Here is an 18,215-nt window from a genome sequence, read left to right as displayed (position 1 = left end):
ATTGGGGACCGTCATTGCTTGCCCGCAAATTGCGAGAGTAACGGATCCGGTGTCTGTACCGACCATTGCGAGGCGGATAAGTAGCAAGATGCAGGTGCCATGCGCCACCAGTGAAGGCTCCGCGGCGTGGCCGCGACAGATGGGGAGTGATCCGGGATGTTCGATTTGAGCGGCAAGTCGGCGCTGGTGACGGCGGCTGGACAGGGCATCGGTTTCGCGTCGGCCGTGGCCCTGGCCAGGGCCGGCGCCAGGGTCTTCGCGACGGATATCAACGAGGCGGCCTTTGCTGCGCTCAAGCAGGCGGATGCCCGCATCGAGCCCTTCCGCCTCGATGTGCTGAGCGACGCCGACGTTTCCGCCGCACGCGAGCGCACCGGTGCCGTCGACATTCTCTTCAACTGCGCCGGAATCGTCCATGCCGGGGCGATACTCGACTGCCCGCCGGAGGATCTTGCCTTCGCGCTGCAGCTCAACGTCACGGCAGCCTACCGCACCATCCGCGCCTATCTGCCGGGCATGCTCGAGAAGGGCGGCGGCTCCATCATCAACATGGCTTCGGTTGCCTCGAGCGTGAAGGCGGTGCCCAACCGCTTCGCCTACAGCGCCTCGAAGGCGGCTGTGATCGGTCTCACCAAGTCGGTCGCCACCGACTATGTGGGGCGCGGCATCCGCTGTAACGCCATCTGCCCGGGCACGGTGCAATCCCCCTCGCTCGACGAGCGGCTGAGGGCTCAGGGCGATTACGAGGCCGCCAAGGCTGCCTTCATCGCCCGCCAGCCCATCGGCCGCATCGGCAAGCCGGAGGAGATCGCGGCCCTCGTCGTCTATCTTGCCAGCGACGAGGCCGCCTATACCACCGGCCAGGCCCACGTCATCGACGGCGGCTGGACGATGTGAAGCCGCAACCGGCCGGAGGGGGACGCCGACGGCGCGCCCGGCTGGACGAACGCTGACGGTTCGGGCATTTGCTCCCTTCGAACAATTGACGGATGCCCCGCGCCGCAGCCAAATCCGTGCTTGCGGCAGGGGCGCCGATGCGCCGGAGGGACGAGATGACATTCGACGTGGGCGCCCGCCTCAGACAGATCAGGCAAGCCGCCGGCCTGTCGCAGCGCGAGCTGGCGTCCCGCGCCGGCGTGACCCACGGGCTCATCTCGCTCATCGAGCAGAACAAGAACAGCCCGTCCGTCGCCTCGCTGCGCAAGATCCTCGAAGGCATTCCGATGACCATGGCCCAGTTCTTCGAGGAGGACCGGCCGGTCAGGAACAAGGTGTTTTTTGCCGCCGACGAGCTCGTCGACCTCACCTCGCGCCTGCACCAGGTCAACGGCACGCGCGCCCGAGGCAAGCTCACGCTGCGCCAGGTGGGCGACGCCCATGCCCACAACCTGCAGATCCTGCACGAGAGCTACGAGCCGGGCGCGGACACGGGGCTCACCATGCTCGCCCACGATTCGCACGAGGGCGGCGTGGTGCTGACGGGCGAGCTGGAGGTGACGGTGGGCGACGAGGTCTGCGTGCTCAAGGCCGGCGACGCCTATCTCTTCGACAGCCGCATCCCGCACCGCTTCCGCAATGTCGGCAAGGGGCGCTGCACGGTCGTCAGCGCCTGCTCGCCGCCCTATCTGTGAAATGAAAAGGGCGGCCCGCGAGCCGCCCCAACTTCTTAAGCGCTTCTTGCATTGTAGCCAAACATCGACTTGACCTCGAGGAAATCCTCGAGGCCGTAGCGGCCCCACTCGCGGCCGTTGCCGGATTGCTTGTAGCCACCGAAGGGGGCGGCGAGGTCGCCGGGCGAGCCGTTGATGTGCACCATGCCGGCACGGATGCGCCGCGCCACGGCGCGGGCGTGGTCGAGGTCGCCGGAGGTGACGTAGCTCGACAGGCCGTAGACCGTGTCGTTGGCGATGGCGATCGCCTCCTCCTCGTCCCGGTAGGGCAGGATGGAGAGCACCGGCCCGAAGATCTCCTCGCGCGCGATGGTCATGTCGTTGCGCACGTCGGCGAAGACGGTCGGGCGGATATAATAGCCGCGGTTGAGGTGCTCCGGCCGGCCGGGGCCGCCGGCGACGAGCCGGGCGCCCTCGGCGATGCCCTGCTCGATAAGGCGCTGGATCCTGTCGAACTGCACTTTGCTGACGACGGGGCCGATGGTCGTGCCCTCGGCGCGGGGATCGCCCACCACCGTCGCCGCGGCCACCTCGCGCGCGACGGCGATCGCCTCCTCCTGCCGGTCGGCGGGCACCAGCATGCGCGTCGGCGCGTTGCACGACTGGCCGCTGTTGGAGAAGCACTGGCGCGTGCCGTGGGTGACGGCGCGCACGATGTCCGCATCGGGCAGGATGATGTTGGGCGACTTGCCGCCGAGCTCCTGCGCCACGCGCTTGACCGTGTCGGCGGCCGCCCGCGCCACGGCGATGCCGGCCCGGGTCGAGCCGGTGAAGGAGACCATGTCGATGTCCGGATGGGTGGCGAGCGCCTGGCCCACCGTCGGCCCGTCGCCGTTGACCATGTTGTAGATGCCGGCCGGCACGCCGGCCTCGTGCATCACCTCGGTGAAGACGATGCCGGAGATCGGGGCGACCTCGCTCGGCTTGATCACCATGGTGCAGCCGGCGGCGAGCGCCGGCCCGACCTTGCAGGCAATCTGGTTGAGCGGCCAGTTCCACGGCGTGATGAAGCCGCACACGCCCACAGGCTCGCGGGTCACCACGGTCTCGTTGACGACCTCGTCGAATTCGTAGTCGCGCAGGACGCGCAGCACCTCCGAGAGATGGCCGAGGCCGGCGGCGGCCTGTGCCTGCCGGGCGAAGCTCATCGGTGCGCCCATCTCGTCACTGATGGCCTCGGCGATGTCATCGTAGCGCTTCTTGTAGACGGCGATCACCGATTCAAGCAGCTCGACGCGCTCCTTGCGGCTCGCATGGGCGAAGCGGCCGAAGGCGCGCTTGGCCGCGGCCACGGCCTTGTCCACATCGGCCGTCTCGCCGAGCGCGATGCGGGCATAGGCCTCTTCGGTCGCCGGATTGACGACCTCGAGCGTGCGCCCGCCGGAGGCCGGCACCCAGGCACCGTCGATGTAGAACTGGAGATGGTCCTTCATGGCTTCGCTTCTCTTGATTTATGCCCGCGACCGAGCGCCGCTGGACGCTCAAAATTCTATGCATGACAGTGGTAGGATGGTTGCTGGCTCGCCGCAAGCGGGGATCGTCAAGGCCGGCAGCAGAGTGCCTCTGCCGACCTAAGACGGGCCAAGGCGTCGCCAAACGGCAGCGCTGCAAGAGGAATGCAGCCGGGGGACAGCGCCGGAAGCCCGTTTCGGATGTTGGCAGGCTCGGCGATTGGTCCGGCTCCCCGCCTATTGAGAGGGCTTGCCTTCCGCGGCCCGCTCAATATTTTGAGCGAAACGACAACCGGCAGCCGCGGCAGGACGAGAGGCCATGACGACGCAGACATTGAGCAAGCGCCAGAAAGAGGCCGTGCCGCAGGGCATCGCCACCAAGCACATCTTTGCGGCTCGCGCCGAGAACGCCGAGCTCTGGGATGTGGATGGCAAGCGCTACATCGACTTTGCCGCCGGCATCGCGGTGCTCAACACCGGTCACCGCCATCCGCGCGTCATCGCCGCGGTGAAGGAGCAGGCCGAGAGCTTCACGCATACCTGCTTCCACGTCGCGCCCTACGAGAGCTACATCCGCCTCGCCGAGCGTCTCAACGCCCTCACGCCGGGCGACCACCCGAAGAAGACGATGTTCGTCACGACCGGCGCCGAGGCGGTGGAGAATGCCGTCAAGATCGCCCGCGCCCACACCGGGCGCCCGGCGGTGATCGCCTTCGGCGGCGCGTTCCACGGTCGCACGCTGCTCGGCATGGCGCTCACCGGCAAGGTCGCGCCCTACAAGAAGGGCTTCGGGCCCTTCCCGGCCGATGTCTATCACGTGCCCTATCCGAAGACCTATCACGGCGTCGGCACCGCCGAGGCGCTCAAGGGGCTCAACCAGCTCTTCCAGAGCGACGTCGATCCGGCCCGGGTCGCCGCCATCATTGTCGAGCCGGTGCAGGGGGAGGGCGGCTTCTATCCGGCGCCGGCCGATTTCCTCGCGGCGCTGCGCGCGCTCTGCGACGAGCACGGCATCCTGCTCATCGCCGACGAGATCCAGACCGGCATCGCCCGCACCGGGCGCATGTTCGCGGTCGACCATGCGGGCGTGGTGCCGGACCTCGTCACCATGGCCAAGGGGCTCGGCGGCGGCTTCCCGCTCGCGGCGGTCACCGGCCGGGCCGAGGTGATGGACGCGGCCCATCCCGGCGGGCTCGGCGGCACCTACGGCGGCAGCCCCATCGGCATCGCCGCCGCCTATGCGGTGCTCGACGTGATCGAGGACGAGAAGCTGTGCGAGCGCGCCGAGACGATCGGTGCCATGATGCGCGAGCGCCTCACCGAGATGGCCCGGCGCAACAGCTTCAACGCCATCGGCGACGTGCGCGGCCTCGGCGCCATGGTGGCCTTCGAGCTGGTCAAGGACCGCACGACGCGCGAGCCCGATGCGGCACTGGCCGGCCGGCTCGTAGCGAAGGCGCAGGAAAAGGGCCTCATCCTCCTCACCTGCGGGCCGGATGGCAATATCATCCGCCTTCTGGCGCCCCTGACCATTCCGCAGGAGCAGGTGAGCGAGGGACTCGATATCCTCGAAGAGGCGCTGGCCGAGGCCGTCAGCGCCTGAGCGTGGGACAACCCCTTTTCAAGAGGATGACATGAACGGCGCCGACCGGCTGTGCGAGACGCTGCTCGCCAATGACATCGACGTGTGTTTCGCCAATCCGGGCACGTCCGAGATGCATTTCGTGGCGGCGCTCGACCGCCGGCCGCAGATGCGCTGCGTCCTCGGCCTGTTCGAGGGCGTGGTGACCGGCGCGGCTGACGGCTATGCGCGCATGGCGGACAAGCCGGCGGCCACGCTCCTCCACCTCGGGCCTGGGCTCGCCAACGGCCTCGCCAACCTGCACAACGCCCGGCGCGCTCGCACGCCGATGATCAACGTCGTGGGCGACCACGCCACCTATTTCCTCAAGCACGACGCGCCGCTGGCGAGCGACATCGACAGCCTCGCCCGTCCCATGTCGCAGTGGTACGGCCGAATCGGCCGTGCCGAGGAGGTGGAGGCGAAGACGCTGGAAGCTTACGAGGCGGCCATGCGCCTGCCGGGCGTCGCGACGCTCGTGCTGCCGGCCGATGCCGCCTGGGGCGAGCTGCCGGCCGGGACTCCGCCGCGCCGGGCGTCGTTGCCGCCCTTCCGCTCCGTCACGCCGGAGGCCGTGCGTCAGGCCGCCGAGACGCTGCGCTCGGGTCGGCGCGTCGCGCTGCTCCTGACCGGCCGCGCATTGCGCGCCGATGCGCTCGCCACGGCCGACAGGATCGCCGCCGCGACGGGCGCGCGCCTCCTGATGCAGACCTCCAACAGCCGCGTGGAGCGCGGGGCGGGCCGCGTCGCCATCGACAACGTGCCCTATCCGGTCGACGCGGCGCTCGCCGCCCTTGCCGATGTCGACGCCATGATCGTCGTCGGCGCGAAGATCCCGGTCGCCTTCTTCGCCTATCCCGGCAAGCCGGGCCTTCTCGTGCGCGAGGATTGCGAGATCGTGGACCTCGCGCGCCCGGGCGACGACCTTGCCGAGGCGCTCGCCTGGCTCGCCGACGAGATCGGCGTCGCGGCCGAGGCAGCCGTGCGGGTGAGCCGGGGCTTCACCGACGAGATGGCGCTGCCGGGTGGCACGCTCACGGACGATGCGGTGGCGCTTGCCGTGGCGCGCATGCTGCCGGAAGGCGCCATCGTCTGCGACGAGAGCATCACGGCGGGCGCCCGCTTCTTCGGGCTCTCGCAGGATTCCGCCCCGCACGACTACCTGCGCATCACGGGTGGGTCGATCGGCATCGGCATTCCGCTCGCGGCTGGCGCCGCGGTGGCGTGCCCGGACCGCAAGGTGGTGGCGCTGCAGGCCGACGGCAGCGGCATGTTCACGGTGCAGGGGTTGTGGACCCAGGCGCGCGAGCGGCTCGATATCGTCACCGTCGTCTTCGCCAACCGCAGCTACGCCATCCTCGAGGGCGAGATGCGCAACGTCGGCGTCAACCACTTCGGCCGCAATGCCGAGCGCATGCTGACGCTCGACAATCCAGCGCTCGACTGGGTGTCGATGGCGCGCGGCATGGGCGTGGAGGCCGGGCGCGCCGAAACCGTCGAGGATTTTGTCCGCCTCTTCGACGGCGCGCTGCGCCAGCGTGGCCCCTTCCTCATTGAAGCAGTTGTATGAACCGGGGACATGTCGTTCCCGGGTGTCGAATATAATTGACGCAGATGCTGTATGATGCATCTTAATTGGGCGCTTGCTCCATCGCTGGGCAGGGGTAGGCGCAATGCTGACGGGAGCGCCGGCGAGAACGGCCACAAGGCCACCGCCGCCCGTCAGGAGGAGACGATCGCAAGCGGGGAAACCGGCCGCGAGGGCCGGGCGTGCAAGGTGGCGCATTCGCCTTGCCGTGCCTTCATTCCCTTCTTCGTCTCGCACCGGATTGGCACAGGCCTTGCGACGCCCTGGCAAGGCCATGGCCGTGAGGCAGGGCAAGCAGCAAGGGGGAGTGGATGAAGAAGTCTAGCCGGTTGATCGCGGGGCTCGTCGGCCTTGCCGGTCTCACGCTCGCCGCGGCGGCGGGTGCGCAGGAGAAGCCGACGCCGGGCGGCACGCTCAACATGATCGCCCAGCCCGAGCCGCCGATGCTCATGGTCGGGCTCAACACCCAGGGGCCGACGCTCTACGTCGGCGGCCAGATCTACCAGGGCCTCCTGAGCTACGGGAAGGACCTCAAGGTCCTGCCGTCGCTCGCCAAGGCCTGGGAGGTGTCGGAGGACGGGCTCACCTACACCTTCACCATCCAGGAGGGGGTGAAGTGGCACGACGGCAAGCCGTTCTCGGCCGAGGACGTCGTCTTCACCGCCGACAAGTTCCTGCGCGAGGCGCATCCGCGCTGGCGCTACATCGCCAACACCTACATCGAGAGCATCACGTCGCCCTCGCCGGATACGGTGGTGTTCAAGCTCAAGCGGCCGTTCTCGGCCTTCCTCTACGCCTTCGAGCTCAGTTCCTTCCCGGTGGTGCCGAAACACGTCTATGACGGCACCGACTATCGCACCAACCCGGCCAACCAGACGCCCATCGGCACCGGTCCCTTCAAGTTCAAGGAGTGGAAGCGCGGCTCCTACATCCACCTCGTGAAGAACGAGGACTACTGGAAGCCGGGCATGCCCCACCTCGACGAACTCTACTTCCGCATCGTGCCGGACGCGGCCTCGCGCGCCGTGGCCTTCGAGAAGGGCACCGTCGACGTGCTGCGCGGCGGCGACGTGGAAGGCTTCGAGGTGCGGCGCCTGTCGAAGCTCCAGGGCGTCACGACGACGACGGATGGCTGGGAGATGTATTCCCCGCTCGTCTTCATGCAGTGGAACATGCGCAAGGCCCCGTTCGACAACAAGCTCGTGCGCAAGGCCATCATGCATGCGATCGACCGGGACTTCATCGTCCGCAACGTCTGGTTCGGCCTCGGCAAGCCGGCGGTCAGCCCCTTCGCCTCGACGACGCGCTTCTTCTCCGACGACGTGTCGACCTATCCCTTCGACCTTGCCAAGGCGAAGGAACTCATCGCCCAGTCCGGCGTGAAGCCGCAGGAGCACACCATCCGCCTCATGCCGATCCCCTACGGCACGCAGTGGGACCGCATGGCCGAATATGTCAAGCAGCAGCTCGAGCAGCTCGGCTTCAAGGTGGACATCCGCGCGGTCGATGCCGGCGGCTGGTCGCAGGCCCTGTCAGAGTGGGACTTCGACATCACCTTCAACTTCACCTACCAGTACGGTGACCCGGCGCTCGGCGTCGCTCGCCATTACCTGTCGACCAACATCATTAAGGGCACGCCCTTCGCCAACAACGAGGGCTACCAGAACCCGGCCGTGGACGAGCTGTTCCTCAAGGCCGCGAGCGCGGTGGACGAGGCGGAGGCCAAGGCCGCCTATGCCGAGGTGCAGAAGATGATCACGGACGACGTGGCGCTCGGCTGGCTGTTCGAGCAGCGCAACGTCACCATCATGCGCGACAAGGTGAAGAACCTCGTGCGCACCGGCATCGGCGTCAACGAGTCGATGGACGACGTCTGGATCGCGAAGTGACGCGCCGGTCGATCTGACGCGGGTCGATCCCTCAAGCCCGGCGCCGCCCGCGCGACGCCGGGCGGGTGGGCGAGGGCATCCGTGCCCGCCCCCCTGCGCCCGCTGGCCGGGGGCCAAGCCAAACTCCGGAGTAAAGCGTGAAGACGCTCGAGTTCCTCATCCAGCGCCTCGCCAAGGCGGCCTTCGTCGTCCTCGGGGTGGTGATCCTCAACTTCCTGCTCATCCAGCTCGCGCCGGGCGACCCGGCGGCAGTGCTGGCGGGCGAGGCGGGTGCCGGCGACGAGCAGTTCATCGCCCAGCTCAGGGCCCAGTTCGGTCTCGACCAGCCGCTCTACGTGCAACTCCTCAGCTATCTCCAGAACGTCCTGTCCGGCGATCTCGGCTATTCCTACCGCAACCAGGTGCCGGTCGCCGATCTCATCATGGAGCGCCTGCCGGCGACCCTGCTCCTGACCGGCAGCGCCTTCCTCTTCTCGCTTGTCCTCGGCATTGTGCTCGGCGTGCTCGCCGCCTACAAGCGCGGCAGCCTCGGCGACAGCCTGATCATGACGGGCGCGCTCATCTTCTACGCGACGCCCCTCTTCTGGGTGGCGCTGATGGCCGTCCTCATCTTCTCCATCCATCTCGACTGGCTGCCGCCCTTCGACATGGAGAGCATCGGCGCCGGCTATACCGGCTGGGCGCGGGTCATGGACATTGCCCACCATCTGGTGCTGCCCACCGTGACGCTCGGCCTCTTCTTCACGGCCGTCTACACGCGCCTCACCCGCGCCTCCATGCTCGAGGTGATGAACCTCGACTTCGTCAAGACGGCCCGCGCCAAGGGTGTGCCCAAGGGGCGCATCATCCGCCGCCACGTGCTGCGCAACGCCATCCTGCCGGTCTTCACCTTTGCCAGCGTCCAGGCCGGCCAGCTCGTCGGCGGGGCGGTGCTGACCGAGACCGTCTTCGCCTGGCCAGGCATCGGCCGGCTGATGTTCGACGCGCTGATGCAGCGGGACTATCCGGTCCTGCTCGGCGTCTTCCTCGTCACGGCGGCCGTCGTCGTCCTCGTGAACCTCGTGGCGGATCTGCTCTATCGCTTCGTCGATCCGCGCATCGAAACTGCAGGGTAACGGCCATGAGCTTCCTTCGCCGCTATGCGCAGAACGTCGGCGCGCTGATCGGCCTCGCGATCCTCGTGGTCGTGGTCCTCGTCGCGCTCGCCGCGCCCGTCCTCTATCCCGTCAGCCCCTGGCAGGGCGTGGGCGAGCCGCTGCTCGGCCCCTTCGAGGATCCCGCATATCCGCTCGGCACGGATCTGCTCGGCCGCGACATCGCCGCCGGCATCGCCTATGGCGCGCGCGTCTCGCTCCTCATCGGCATCATCTCGACGGCGGTCGCGGTCGTCATCGGGGTGGCGCTCGGCGCGCTCGCCGGCTTCTACGGCGGGCGCGTGGACGACATGCTGATGCGCTTCACCGAGTTCTTCCAGACCATCCCGGCCTTCGCCATGGCGGTGGTGCTGGTGGCCATCTTCAGCCCCAACATCACCTCCATCACGCTTGCCATCGCCGTCGTCTCCTGGCCGCCGGTGGCGCGGCTGGTGCGCGGCGAGTTCCTGAGCCTGCGCTCGCGCGAGTTCGTGCAGGCGGCGGTGGTTGTCGGCCAGACGGGCCCGCGCATCATGGCGACGCAGATCCTGCCCAATGCCATCTCGCCCATCATCGTCACCGCCTCGCTGATGGTCGCGACCGCCATCCTAACGGAGAGCTCCCTGTCCTTCCTCGGCCTCGGCGACCGCAACATGATGAGCTGGGGCTTCATGATCGGCGCGGCGCGCACCATGCTGCGCGAGGCCTGGTGGCTCAGCGTCTTTCCCGGTGTCGCCATTCTCGTCACGGTGCTCGCCATCAACCTGATCGGCGAGGGGCTGAACGACGCCATGAACCCCCACCTGCGCGGTCGCAAGGGGTGAGGACGAGACGATGAAGCCGACCACACCTCTCCTCAAGGTCGACAACCTGTCGATCGAGCTGCCCGCCGGTTTCGACCGCAAATATGCCGTCGAGAACCTTTCGTACACGCTCGAAGCCGGCGAGATCCTCTGCGTCGTCGGTGAATCCGGTTCCGGCAAGTCGATGACGGCCAACGCCATCATGGGGCTGCTGCCGTCCTACCTGAAGCCGTCGTCGGGCCGCGTCCTCCTCCAGGGGCGCGATCTCCTGGTCATGAGCGAAGCCGAGCTTGCGCGCGAGCGCGGCCGCACCGTCTCCATGATCTTCCAGGAGCCGTTATCTGCGCTCAATCCGCTAATGACGGTGGGCGAGCAGATCGCCGAGGTCATGTTGGTGCACGGCGAGGGCGATGCCAGGAGCCGCGATGAGCGCGTGCTCGAACTGCTGGACTACGTCGGCCTGCCGGACCCGGCGAGCCTGCGCCATTCCTATCCCTTCCGCCTCTCGGGCGGGCAGCGCCAGCGCGTCATGATCGCCATGGCGCTCGCGCTCGAGCCGGCGATGCTCATCGCCGACGAGCCGACGACGGCGCTCGACGTGACGACCCAGGCGCAGATCCTCGAGCTCATCCGCCGCATCCAGCGCGCCAAGGGCATGGGCGTGCTCTTCATCACCCACGATTTCGGCGTCGTCGCCGACATCGCCGACAAGGTGGTGGTGATGGAGAAGGGGCTCATCGTGGAGCAGGGCACGGCGGACGACGTGCTCAACCGGCCCCAGCATCCCTATACGCGCCGCCTGATCGCGGCCGTGCCGCATCCCGACGAGAGCGCCACGCGCGCCGAGGCCGCCGGCGAGCCGCTCCTCGAGGTGCGCAACCTTCAGAAGACCTACCGCAGCGGCGGTGGTCTCTTCACACGCCCGCGCATCGTCAAGGCGGTGGACGATGTCAGCTTCACCCTGCGGCGTGGCGAGACGCTCGGCGTCGTCGGCGAATCCGGCTCCGGCAAATCGACGCTCGGGCGCTGCATCCTCAAGCTCACCGACGTGGACGGCGGCCAGATCCGCTACCGCGGCAAGGACCTCGTGCCGCTCTCGCAGGCGGCCTTCCGGCCCATGCGCCGGCACCTGCAGATGGTGTTCCAGGATCCCTTTGCCTCGCTCAATCCGCGCCACACCATCGGCCGCATCCTCACGGACGGGCCGGTCGCCAACGGTGTGCCGATGGACGAGGCGCAGAAGAAGGCGCGCGACCTGCTCGCCCTCGTCGGGCTCGACCCCTCGGCCTATGACCGCTACCCGCACGAGTTCTCGGGCGGCCAGCGCCAGCGCGTCGGCATCGCCCGTGCGCTCGCGCTCGATCCCGAGCTGCTGGTGGCGGATGAGAGCGTGTCGGCACTCGACGTCTCGGTGCAGGCGCAGGTGCTCGACCTGATGCAGGACCTGCAGAAGAAGCTCGACATCGCCGTCATCTTCATCACGCACGACCTCAGGGTCGCGGCCGAGGTCTGCGACAAGATCGCGGTGATGTATCGCGGCGCCATCGTCGAAGCCGGCCCCCCGGCCGAGGTCTTCAATGCGCCGCGCCACGCCTATACGCAGAAGCTCATCGCGGCCATCCCGGGTCGCCACTGGAACCCCCGCGCCGCCGTCGCCTGACGAGGGCGGGCGCCCCGCGCAGCCAAGGAGCCGAGCGCCATGCGCGCATTTTTCCACCCGGACCAGCACCTCCACGACCCAAAGCAGTTCATGCGCGTCGGCCGCATCGCCGATCCGACCGACCGGCCGAGCCGCACGGAAGCCCTCATGGCGGCGCTGACGCGCGTCGGCATCGCGCCGCAACTGCCGGAGGACTACGGCACCGCGCCGGCGCTCGCCATTCACGCGCCGCACTATCTCGACTTCCTCGCCATGGCCTACGAGCGCTGGGTGAAACTGCCGAACGCCGGGCCGGAGGTGCTGCCCAACGTCTCGCCCTACTGGAACGGCAGCCCCGACCGGGACGGTCGGCCGCCGTGCCGCTCCAGCCACGTCGTGGCCGAGGCCGGCTACTATCTCGGCGACCTCGCCGTGCCGCTCGGCCCGCAGACGTGGCGCTCGGCCCTCTCATCGACCCATACCGCGACGGCCGCGGCCGATGCCGTCCTTGGCGGCGAGCGCCACGCCTATGCGCTGTGCCGCCCCTCGGGCCACCACTGCCGCACGGACCGGGCCTCGGGCTTCTGCTATCTCAACAACTCGGCCATCGCCGCGCAGCGGCTGCGCTCGCGTTTCGCCAAGGTGGCGGTGCTCGATGTCGATGCCCATCACGGCGACGGCACGCAGGAGGTCTTCTATCGCCGGGCCGACGTGCTGACGGTCTCCGTCCATGCCGACCCGCAGATCTACTATCCCTTCTACATCGGCTATGCGGACGAGCGCGGCTCGGGCGAGGGCGAAGGCTTCAACCTCAACCTGCCGCTCGCCGCCGGCAGTGGTGATGAGGCGTTCCACGCCGCCGTGGCCCGCGGGCTCGAAGCGGTCTCCGCCTTCGGCGCCGAGGCGCTCGTCGTCGCCCTCGGCTACGACAGCCACCGGGAGGATCCGCTCAGCGTGCTCTCGGTCACGACGGACGGCTTTGCCGGCGTCGGCCGGCTGATCCGCGCCGCCGGCCTGCCGACCGTCGTCGTGCAGGAGGGCGGCTACCAGGTCTCCGTCATCGGCGACTGCCTCGAGCGCTTCCTGACCGGGCTTGCGGGATAGGTCTCGTGATCGTCCGCGTCCGCCATAGCGTCGGCGCGCGCGTCAGGCCCCGGGCCTTCGACGCGATCGAGCACGTGCGTCTCGGCGAGGCGGTGTACCAGCGCATCGCCGAAGCGCTGGTCAAAGGCGAACTGCGCCCCGGCGTCCGGTTGAAGATCCGCGACATTGCCGAGGAGATGGGCACGAGCGTCACCCCGGTGCGCGACGCCATCCTGCGTCTCGTGCAGGACGGGGCGCTCGTCCAGCGCAGCCCGCGCGACATCCGCGTGCCCGTGCTGGAGCGGGACGAATATCTGGAGATCCGCCGCATCCGCCTCGAGCTCGAGGGTCTTGCGGCGGAGGATGCGGCGCGCAAGGCGACGCTCGACGACATCGGGCGCCTCGCCGCCATCCTCACCGACAACGAGCGCGCCTTCGCCGAGGGGCGCCTCGACGAGGCGGTCGCGCTCAACCAGGTGTTCCACTTCGCGCTCGCCGAGATCGCCGGCCTCGGCCAGCTGCGCGCCATCCTGCACCGGCTGTGGCTGAAGATGGGGCCGGTCATCTCGGCCGCCTACGAGCGCGGCGGACGCACCATGATCGATCATCACCATGCCGTGCTCGACGCCGTGCGCCGGGCCGACCCCGCCGGGGCGCGCGCCGCCATCCAGCAGGACATCGCCTGCGGCGGGGACGTCATCCTCGGCACCGACGTGCTTGCTTCCCCTTCCGACGACTGATTTGCGAGCTCCGCCATGGCCAGCATCCCCTCGTCCCTCCCGCGTGATACGCGCATCGATGCCGAGCGCCTCTGGTCGACCATCGAGCGTTCGGCCGAGATCGGCCTCGGCCGCGAGGGCGGCCTGTCGCGCCTTGCGCTGAGCGATGCCGACAAGGAGATGCGCGACGTCTTCGTCGGCTGGTGCCGGGAGGCCGGCCTTGTCGTGACGGTCGACAAGGTCGGCAACATCTTCGCCCGCCGCGCGGGGCGCGAGAACGACCTGCCGCCGGTCGTGATGGGCAGCCACCTCGACACCCAGGCCAACGGCGGCCGCTTCGACGGCATCGTCGGCGTGCTCGGCGCGCTCGAGGTCGTGCGCCGGCTCAACGACATCGGCCACGTCACCCGCCGGCCCATCGAGATCGTCGACTGGACCAACGAGGAGGGCGGGCGCTTCTCGCCGCCGATGACGGCCTCGGGCTGCTTTGCCGGCGCCTACAGCCTCGATTTCGTGCATGGCCGGCCGGGCGACGACGGCCCGACGTTCGGCGAGGAGCTGAAGCGCATCGGCTATCTCGGCGAGGCGCCGGTCGGCGGGCGTCCGCTCGACGCCTATTTCGAGCTGCACATCGAGCAGGGGCCGATCCTTGACGCCGAAAGGATCGAGGTCGGCGTCGTCACCCACGCCTATGCCTCGCACGGCTTCCTCGTCGCCTTCCGCGGCGAGACGGCCCATACCGGGCCGTGGCCCATGGAGAAGCGGCGCAATGCCCTCGTCGCCGCCGCGCGCCTGCTCGTCGCCGTCGACGACATCGGCTGGGACCATGCCGCGACCGGCGGCAAGGCGACGGCCGCGCGCCTCACCGCCTGGCCCAACAAGGCCGGCATCCTGTCGGACTGGGCCGAATGCGTCTGCGACGTGCGCCACGACGATCCGGCGACTGCCGCGGTAATGGCCGAGCGCGTCACGCGCGCGGTCGGCGAGGCGGCGGCGCGGGCCGGCTGCGCGGCCGAGATCCTCGACCGCTGGCAATGGGGCGGCCGCATCTTCGATGCCGACATGGTCGCAGGAGTGCGCGAGACGGCGCGCAGCCTCGGCTACAGCCATCGCGACCTGCCGAGCCAGGCGGGGCACGACGCCTATTTCCTGGCACGGGTCTGCCCGACGGCGATGATATTCACGCCCTGTCGTGGCGGCATCACCCACAACAACAACGAATTCGCGAGCCGCGACGAGCTGGCCCCCGGCGTCAACGTGCTGCTGCATGCCGCCGTGGCCCGGGCCGACCGCTGAAGCGGCCGCCGCACGGAAAGAGGATGATGACGAGCCCTCGCACCCGGCCGCCGGCCGGCAATCTCCTGGCCACCGGCGTGCCGCCGCTCGACGCAGCCGAGGCGGAGCGGCTGGCGCGCGCGCATTTCGGCCTCGCCGTCACCGCCCGGCCGCTCACCGGCGAGCGCGACAGCAATTTCCTGGTCACCGATGCGGACGGCCGGCGCTTCGTGCTCAAGCTCGGCAACCCGGCGGAGGAGCGCGCGGTCATCGATTTCCAGACCCGCGCGCTGCAGCATGCGCGCTCGCGCGATCCGCGCCTGCCCCTGCCGCAGCCGGTGCCGGCGCGCGACGGCGCCCTCATGGTGGACATCCCCGGGCCGTCCGGGGCGCGCGTCCTGCGCATCCTCTCCTATCTCGACGGCCTGCCGCTGCCCGAGGCACCGTGCAGCCCGGCCCAGCGACGGGCGATCGGCGCGCTCCTGGTCCGGCTCGACGCCGCGCTCGGCGACTTTACGCATCCGGCGGCCGACCACGCCCTGCTGTGGGACCTGCAGCAGGCGGCGAAGGTGCGCGAGCTCTTCCCCCACCTGCCGCCGGGGCGAGACCATGGCCTGCCTCGGCGCTTCCTCGACGCCTTCGAGGAGCACGCCCTGCCGGCGCTGCCCGGCCTGCGCCGGCAGGTGATCCACAACGACGCCAATCCGCACAACCTCCTCGTGGCGCGCGACGCGCCTGAGGTGGTGTCGGGCCTCATCGACTTCGGCGACATGGTGCGGGCGCCGCTGGTGCAGGAGCTCGCCGTCGCCGCCGCCTACCAATTGCTCGACGAGGGTCATCCGCTCGCCGGTGCCGCCGATGTGGTGGCGGGCTTTGCGCAAGGCATGGCCCTTGAGGCAGAAGAGTTAGCGGTGCTGTTCGATCTCATCGCCACGCGGCTCGTACTCATCGTCGCCATCGGCGGCTGGCGTGCGGCGCGCTATCCGGATAACGCCGCCTATATCCTGCGCAACAACGCCGCCGCCTGGGCCGGCCTTGAGCGCCTTGCCGCGCTCACGCGCGACGAGGCCCGGGCCTTCCTGGCCGCCGCTGCGAGGGGAGACAGCCCATGACCATGATCAATGCCTACGATCCCGCCGGCGCCGGAGCGGTGCCGGAACGCGAGCGGCAGATGATCGCCCGCCGCCAGCGGCTGCTGGGACCCGCCTACCGCCTGTTCTACGAGAACCCCGTGCATGTGGTGCGCGGGGAGGGGGCGCGGCTCTACGACCCGAACGGCAACACCTATCTCGACGTCTACAACAACGTCGCCTGCGTCGGGCACAGCCATCCGCACGTGGTGGAGGCGATCGCCCGCCAGGCGGCGGTGCTCAACACGCATACGCGCTATCTCAACGACCTCGTGCTCGACTATGCCGAGCGCCTCCTCGCCTGCTTTCCGCCCGCGCTCGCGCATGTGATGTTCACCTGCACGGGCAGCGAAGCCAATGACCTTGCCCTGCGCATCGCCCGCGCCCACACCGGCGGCACCGGCTTCATCGTCACCCGCTTCGCCTATCACGGGGTCACCGGCACGCTCGCCGGCATGTCGCCGTCGCTCGGCGAAGGCGCGCCGCTCGGCGAGGCGGTGCGCACCGTGCCGGCACCCGACAGCTATCGCACGGAAGGCGACGTCGGTGCCCGCTTCGCGCAGGATGTCGAGGCGGCGATCGCCGACATGAAGCGGGCGGGCATCCGCCCGGCCGGCCTCATCGTCGACACCATCTTCTCGAGCGACGGCATCTTTCCCGATCCCGCCGGCTTCCTCGCGCCGGCGGTGGAGGCGATCCGCCGGGCCGGCGGCGTCTTCATCGCCGACGAGGTGCAGCCGGGCTTCGGCCGCACGGGCTCGCACATGTGGGGCTTTGCCCGCCACGGCATCACGCCGGACATGGTCAGCCTCGGCAAGCCCATGGGCAATGGCCACCCGATCGCCGGGCTCGTCGTGCGCCCGGAGGTGGTGGAGACCTTCGGCCGCACGGTGCGCTACTTCAACACCTTCGGCGGCAATCCCGTCTCCTGCGCAGCGGGCATGGCGGTGCTCGACGTCATCGAGAAGGAGGGCCTCCTCGACAATGCGCGGCGCGTCGGTGCCCATCTCAAGGGGGGGCTCGACAGCCTCGCCCAGCGCCACGAGGTGATCGGCGATGTGCGCGGCGCGGGGCTGTTCGTCGGCGTCGAGCTGGTGCGCGACCGGGCGAGCCGTGCGCCAGCGGGCGATATCGCCGCGCGTCTCGTCAATGGCCTGAGGGAGCGGCGCATCCTCATCAGCGCCGCCGGTCCCGCCGGCAATGTCCTCAAGATTCGCCCGCCGCTCGTGTTCTCCGAGGCCGATGCGGACCTCTTCCTCGCCGCTGTCGACGAGGTGCTCGGCGGCCTGGCCCAATGAGCACCGCGGACGCCGCCTCCGGCACACCCGCTCCCGTCGCGCTCGAAGGGCGGCATATCGGGGCCGTGCTGCTGCTCGCGCTGCTGTGGGGCCTCAACTGGCCGGCGGTGCGCATCGCGCTCGATGAGATCGCGCCGTGGACGCTGCGCACCATCGGCCTCTCGCTCGGCGGGGCGGTGCTGATGGGCGTCGCCCGGATGCGCGGCCTGCCGCTCCTGGTGCCGGCGCGGGCGGTGCCGGTGCTCGTCCTGACCGGCCTTCTCTCGATCGCCGCCTTCAACATCCTGCTCGCTTTCGCGCAGCTCGCGGCGCCGACCTCGCGCGCGGCGATCCTGACCTTCACCATGCCGCTGTGGGCCGCGCTCTTCGCCCGGCTGCTCCTCGGCGAGCGCCTCGACGGGCGCAAGCGCGCGGGCCTTGTGCTCGGTGTCCTCGGCCTTGCGGCGCTCGGCGTGCCGCTCGTCCTCGCCGGCGCCTGGTCCTACGGCCTCCTGCTGGCGCTCGGTGCCGGCATGGCCTGGGCGCTCGGCACCGTCATCGGCAAGCGCCATCCCGTTCCCGCCTCCGCCCTCGTCATCGCCGGCTGGCAGCTCCTCATCGGCGCCGCCGCGGCGGCGGCCGGCATGCTCGCCTTCGAGGGACTGCCGGCGCCCGTCCTGCCAGGGCCGAAGGTGCTCGCGGCGCTCGCCTATCACGTGCTCCTTGCGCAGGCGCTCGCCTATCTCGTCTGGTTTGCGGCGCTGGCGCGCGTGCCGGCCGGCACGATGAGCCTCGGCACTTTGCTCGTTCCCGTCGTCGGCGTCCTCGGCTCCATGCTCCTCATCGGCGAGCGGCCGGCCGTCACCGACTGGCTCGGCCTTGCCCTCCTCGTCGCCGCGGCGGCAGCGGTGCTGCCCCGTCCGCGCCTGTCCTGAAA

General features: G+C 69.5%; 15 protein-coding genes. 14 read left to right on the top strand and 1 reads right to left on the bottom strand.

All coding sequences use genetic code 11. The features are described 5' to 3' along the window. Positions 1-156: 156 nt before the first annotated feature. Both BOQ54_RS17780 and BOQ54_RS17775 read left to right on the top strand, forming a co-directional pair. On the top strand, positions 157-897 hold the full coding sequence (locus BOQ54_RS17780; protein ID WP_055458731.1) for an SDR family oxidoreductase: 741 nt from the start codon (positions 157-159) through the stop codon (positions 895-897). Between the two features lie 155 nt (positions 898-1,052). Continuing rightward, positions 1,053-1,631: a cupin domain-containing protein gene (locus tag BOQ54_RS17775; protein WP_050996660.1), complete on the top strand. Its 579-nt coding sequence runs from the start codon at positions 1,053-1,055 to the stop codon at positions 1,629-1,631. 35 nt (positions 1,632-1,666) lie between these two features. Here the strand turns inward: BOQ54_RS17775 and BOQ54_RS17770 are convergent, their stop codons facing one another. Beyond that, on the bottom strand, positions 1,667-3,103 hold the full coding sequence (locus BOQ54_RS17770; protein ID WP_071924632.1) for an aldehyde dehydrogenase family protein: 1,437 nt from the start codon (positions 3,101-3,103) through the stop codon (positions 1,667-1,669). A gap of 337 nt (positions 3,104-3,440) precedes the next feature. On the opposite strand from BOQ54_RS17770, the gene gabT reads away from it, so the two are divergent. From gabT to BOQ54_RS17710, 12 genes are all read left to right on the top strand, one after another. Then, entirely contained in the window at positions 3,441-4,724 is a 1,284-nt protein-coding gene (gene gabT / locus BOQ54_RS17765) for a 4-aminobutyrate--2-oxoglutarate transaminase (protein WP_071924631.1), read from the top strand. Between the two features lie 31 nt (positions 4,725-4,755). Further along, complete coding sequence (locus BOQ54_RS17760; RefSeq protein ID WP_071924630.1) at positions 4,756-6,312, top strand: acetolactate synthase large subunit; 1,557 nt, start codon at positions 4,756-4,758, stop codon at positions 6,310-6,312. A gap of 329 nt (positions 6,313-6,641) precedes the next feature. Further along, complete coding sequence (locus tag BOQ54_RS17755) at positions 6,642-8,219, top strand: ABC transporter substrate-binding protein (RefSeq protein WP_071924629.1); 1,578 nt, start codon at positions 6,642-6,644, stop codon at positions 8,217-8,219. 137 nt (positions 8,220-8,356) lie between these two features. Then, entirely contained in the window at positions 8,357-9,334 is a 978-nt protein-coding gene (locus BOQ54_RS17750) for an ABC transporter permease (protein ID WP_071924628.1), read from the top strand. Positions 9,335-9,339: 5 nt separating this feature from the next. After that, positions 9,340-10,176 (top strand): ABC transporter permease, encoded by an 837-nt coding sequence (locus BOQ54_RS17745; protein ID WP_055458737.1) that lies wholly within the window; start codon positions 9,340-9,342, stop codon positions 10,174-10,176. A gap of 10 nt (positions 10,177-10,186) precedes the next feature. Continuing rightward, positions 10,187-11,815 (top strand): ABC transporter ATP-binding protein, encoded by a 1,629-nt coding sequence (locus BOQ54_RS17740; protein ID WP_071924627.1) that lies wholly within the window; start codon positions 10,187-10,189, stop codon positions 11,813-11,815. 39 nt (positions 11,816-11,854) lie between these two features. Continuing rightward, a complete protein-coding gene (locus tag BOQ54_RS17735) occupies positions 11,855-12,898 on the top strand; it encodes a histone deacetylase family protein (RefSeq protein WP_071924626.1) in 1,044 nt (347 codons plus the stop codon). Between the two features lie 5 nt (positions 12,899-12,903). Next, positions 12,904-13,617 (top strand): GntR family transcriptional regulator, encoded by a 714-nt coding sequence (locus BOQ54_RS17730; RefSeq protein ID WP_071924625.1) that lies wholly within the window; start codon positions 12,904-12,906, stop codon positions 13,615-13,617. A 15-nt stretch (positions 13,618-13,632) separates the two neighbouring features. After that, positions 13,633-14,892, top strand: coding sequence for a Zn-dependent hydrolase (locus tag BOQ54_RS17725; RefSeq protein WP_063188947.1), 1,260 nt, complete (start codon positions 13,633-13,635; stop codon positions 14,890-14,892). 26 nt (positions 14,893-14,918) lie between these two features. After that, entirely contained in the window at positions 14,919-15,983 is a 1,065-nt protein-coding gene (locus tag BOQ54_RS17720) for a phosphotransferase (protein WP_071924787.1), read from the top strand. Next, positions 15,980-17,299, top strand: a complete 1,320-nt coding sequence (locus BOQ54_RS17715; protein WP_055458743.1) for an aspartate aminotransferase family protein — start codon at positions 15,980-15,982, stop codon at positions 17,297-17,299. The genes BOQ54_RS17720 and BOQ54_RS17715 overlap by 4 nt, the downstream gene beginning before the upstream one ends. After that, positions 17,296-18,213: a DMT family transporter gene (locus tag BOQ54_RS17710; RefSeq protein ID WP_055458744.1), complete on the top strand. Its 918-nt coding sequence runs from the start codon at positions 17,296-17,298 to the stop codon at positions 18,211-18,213. Before BOQ54_RS17715 ends, BOQ54_RS17710 begins: the two co-directional genes overlap by 4 nt. Positions 18,214-18,215 lie beyond the last annotated feature (2 nt).

The sequence above is a fragment of the Chelatococcus daeguensis genome, assembly GCF_001887265.1.
Lineage (GTDB): Bacteria > Pseudomonadota > Alphaproteobacteria > Rhizobiales > Beijerinckiaceae > Chelatococcus_A > Chelatococcus_A sambhunathii.
Note: the sequence above shows the minus strand (reverse complement) of the source record. Positions and strands in the feature narration are given on the sequence as shown.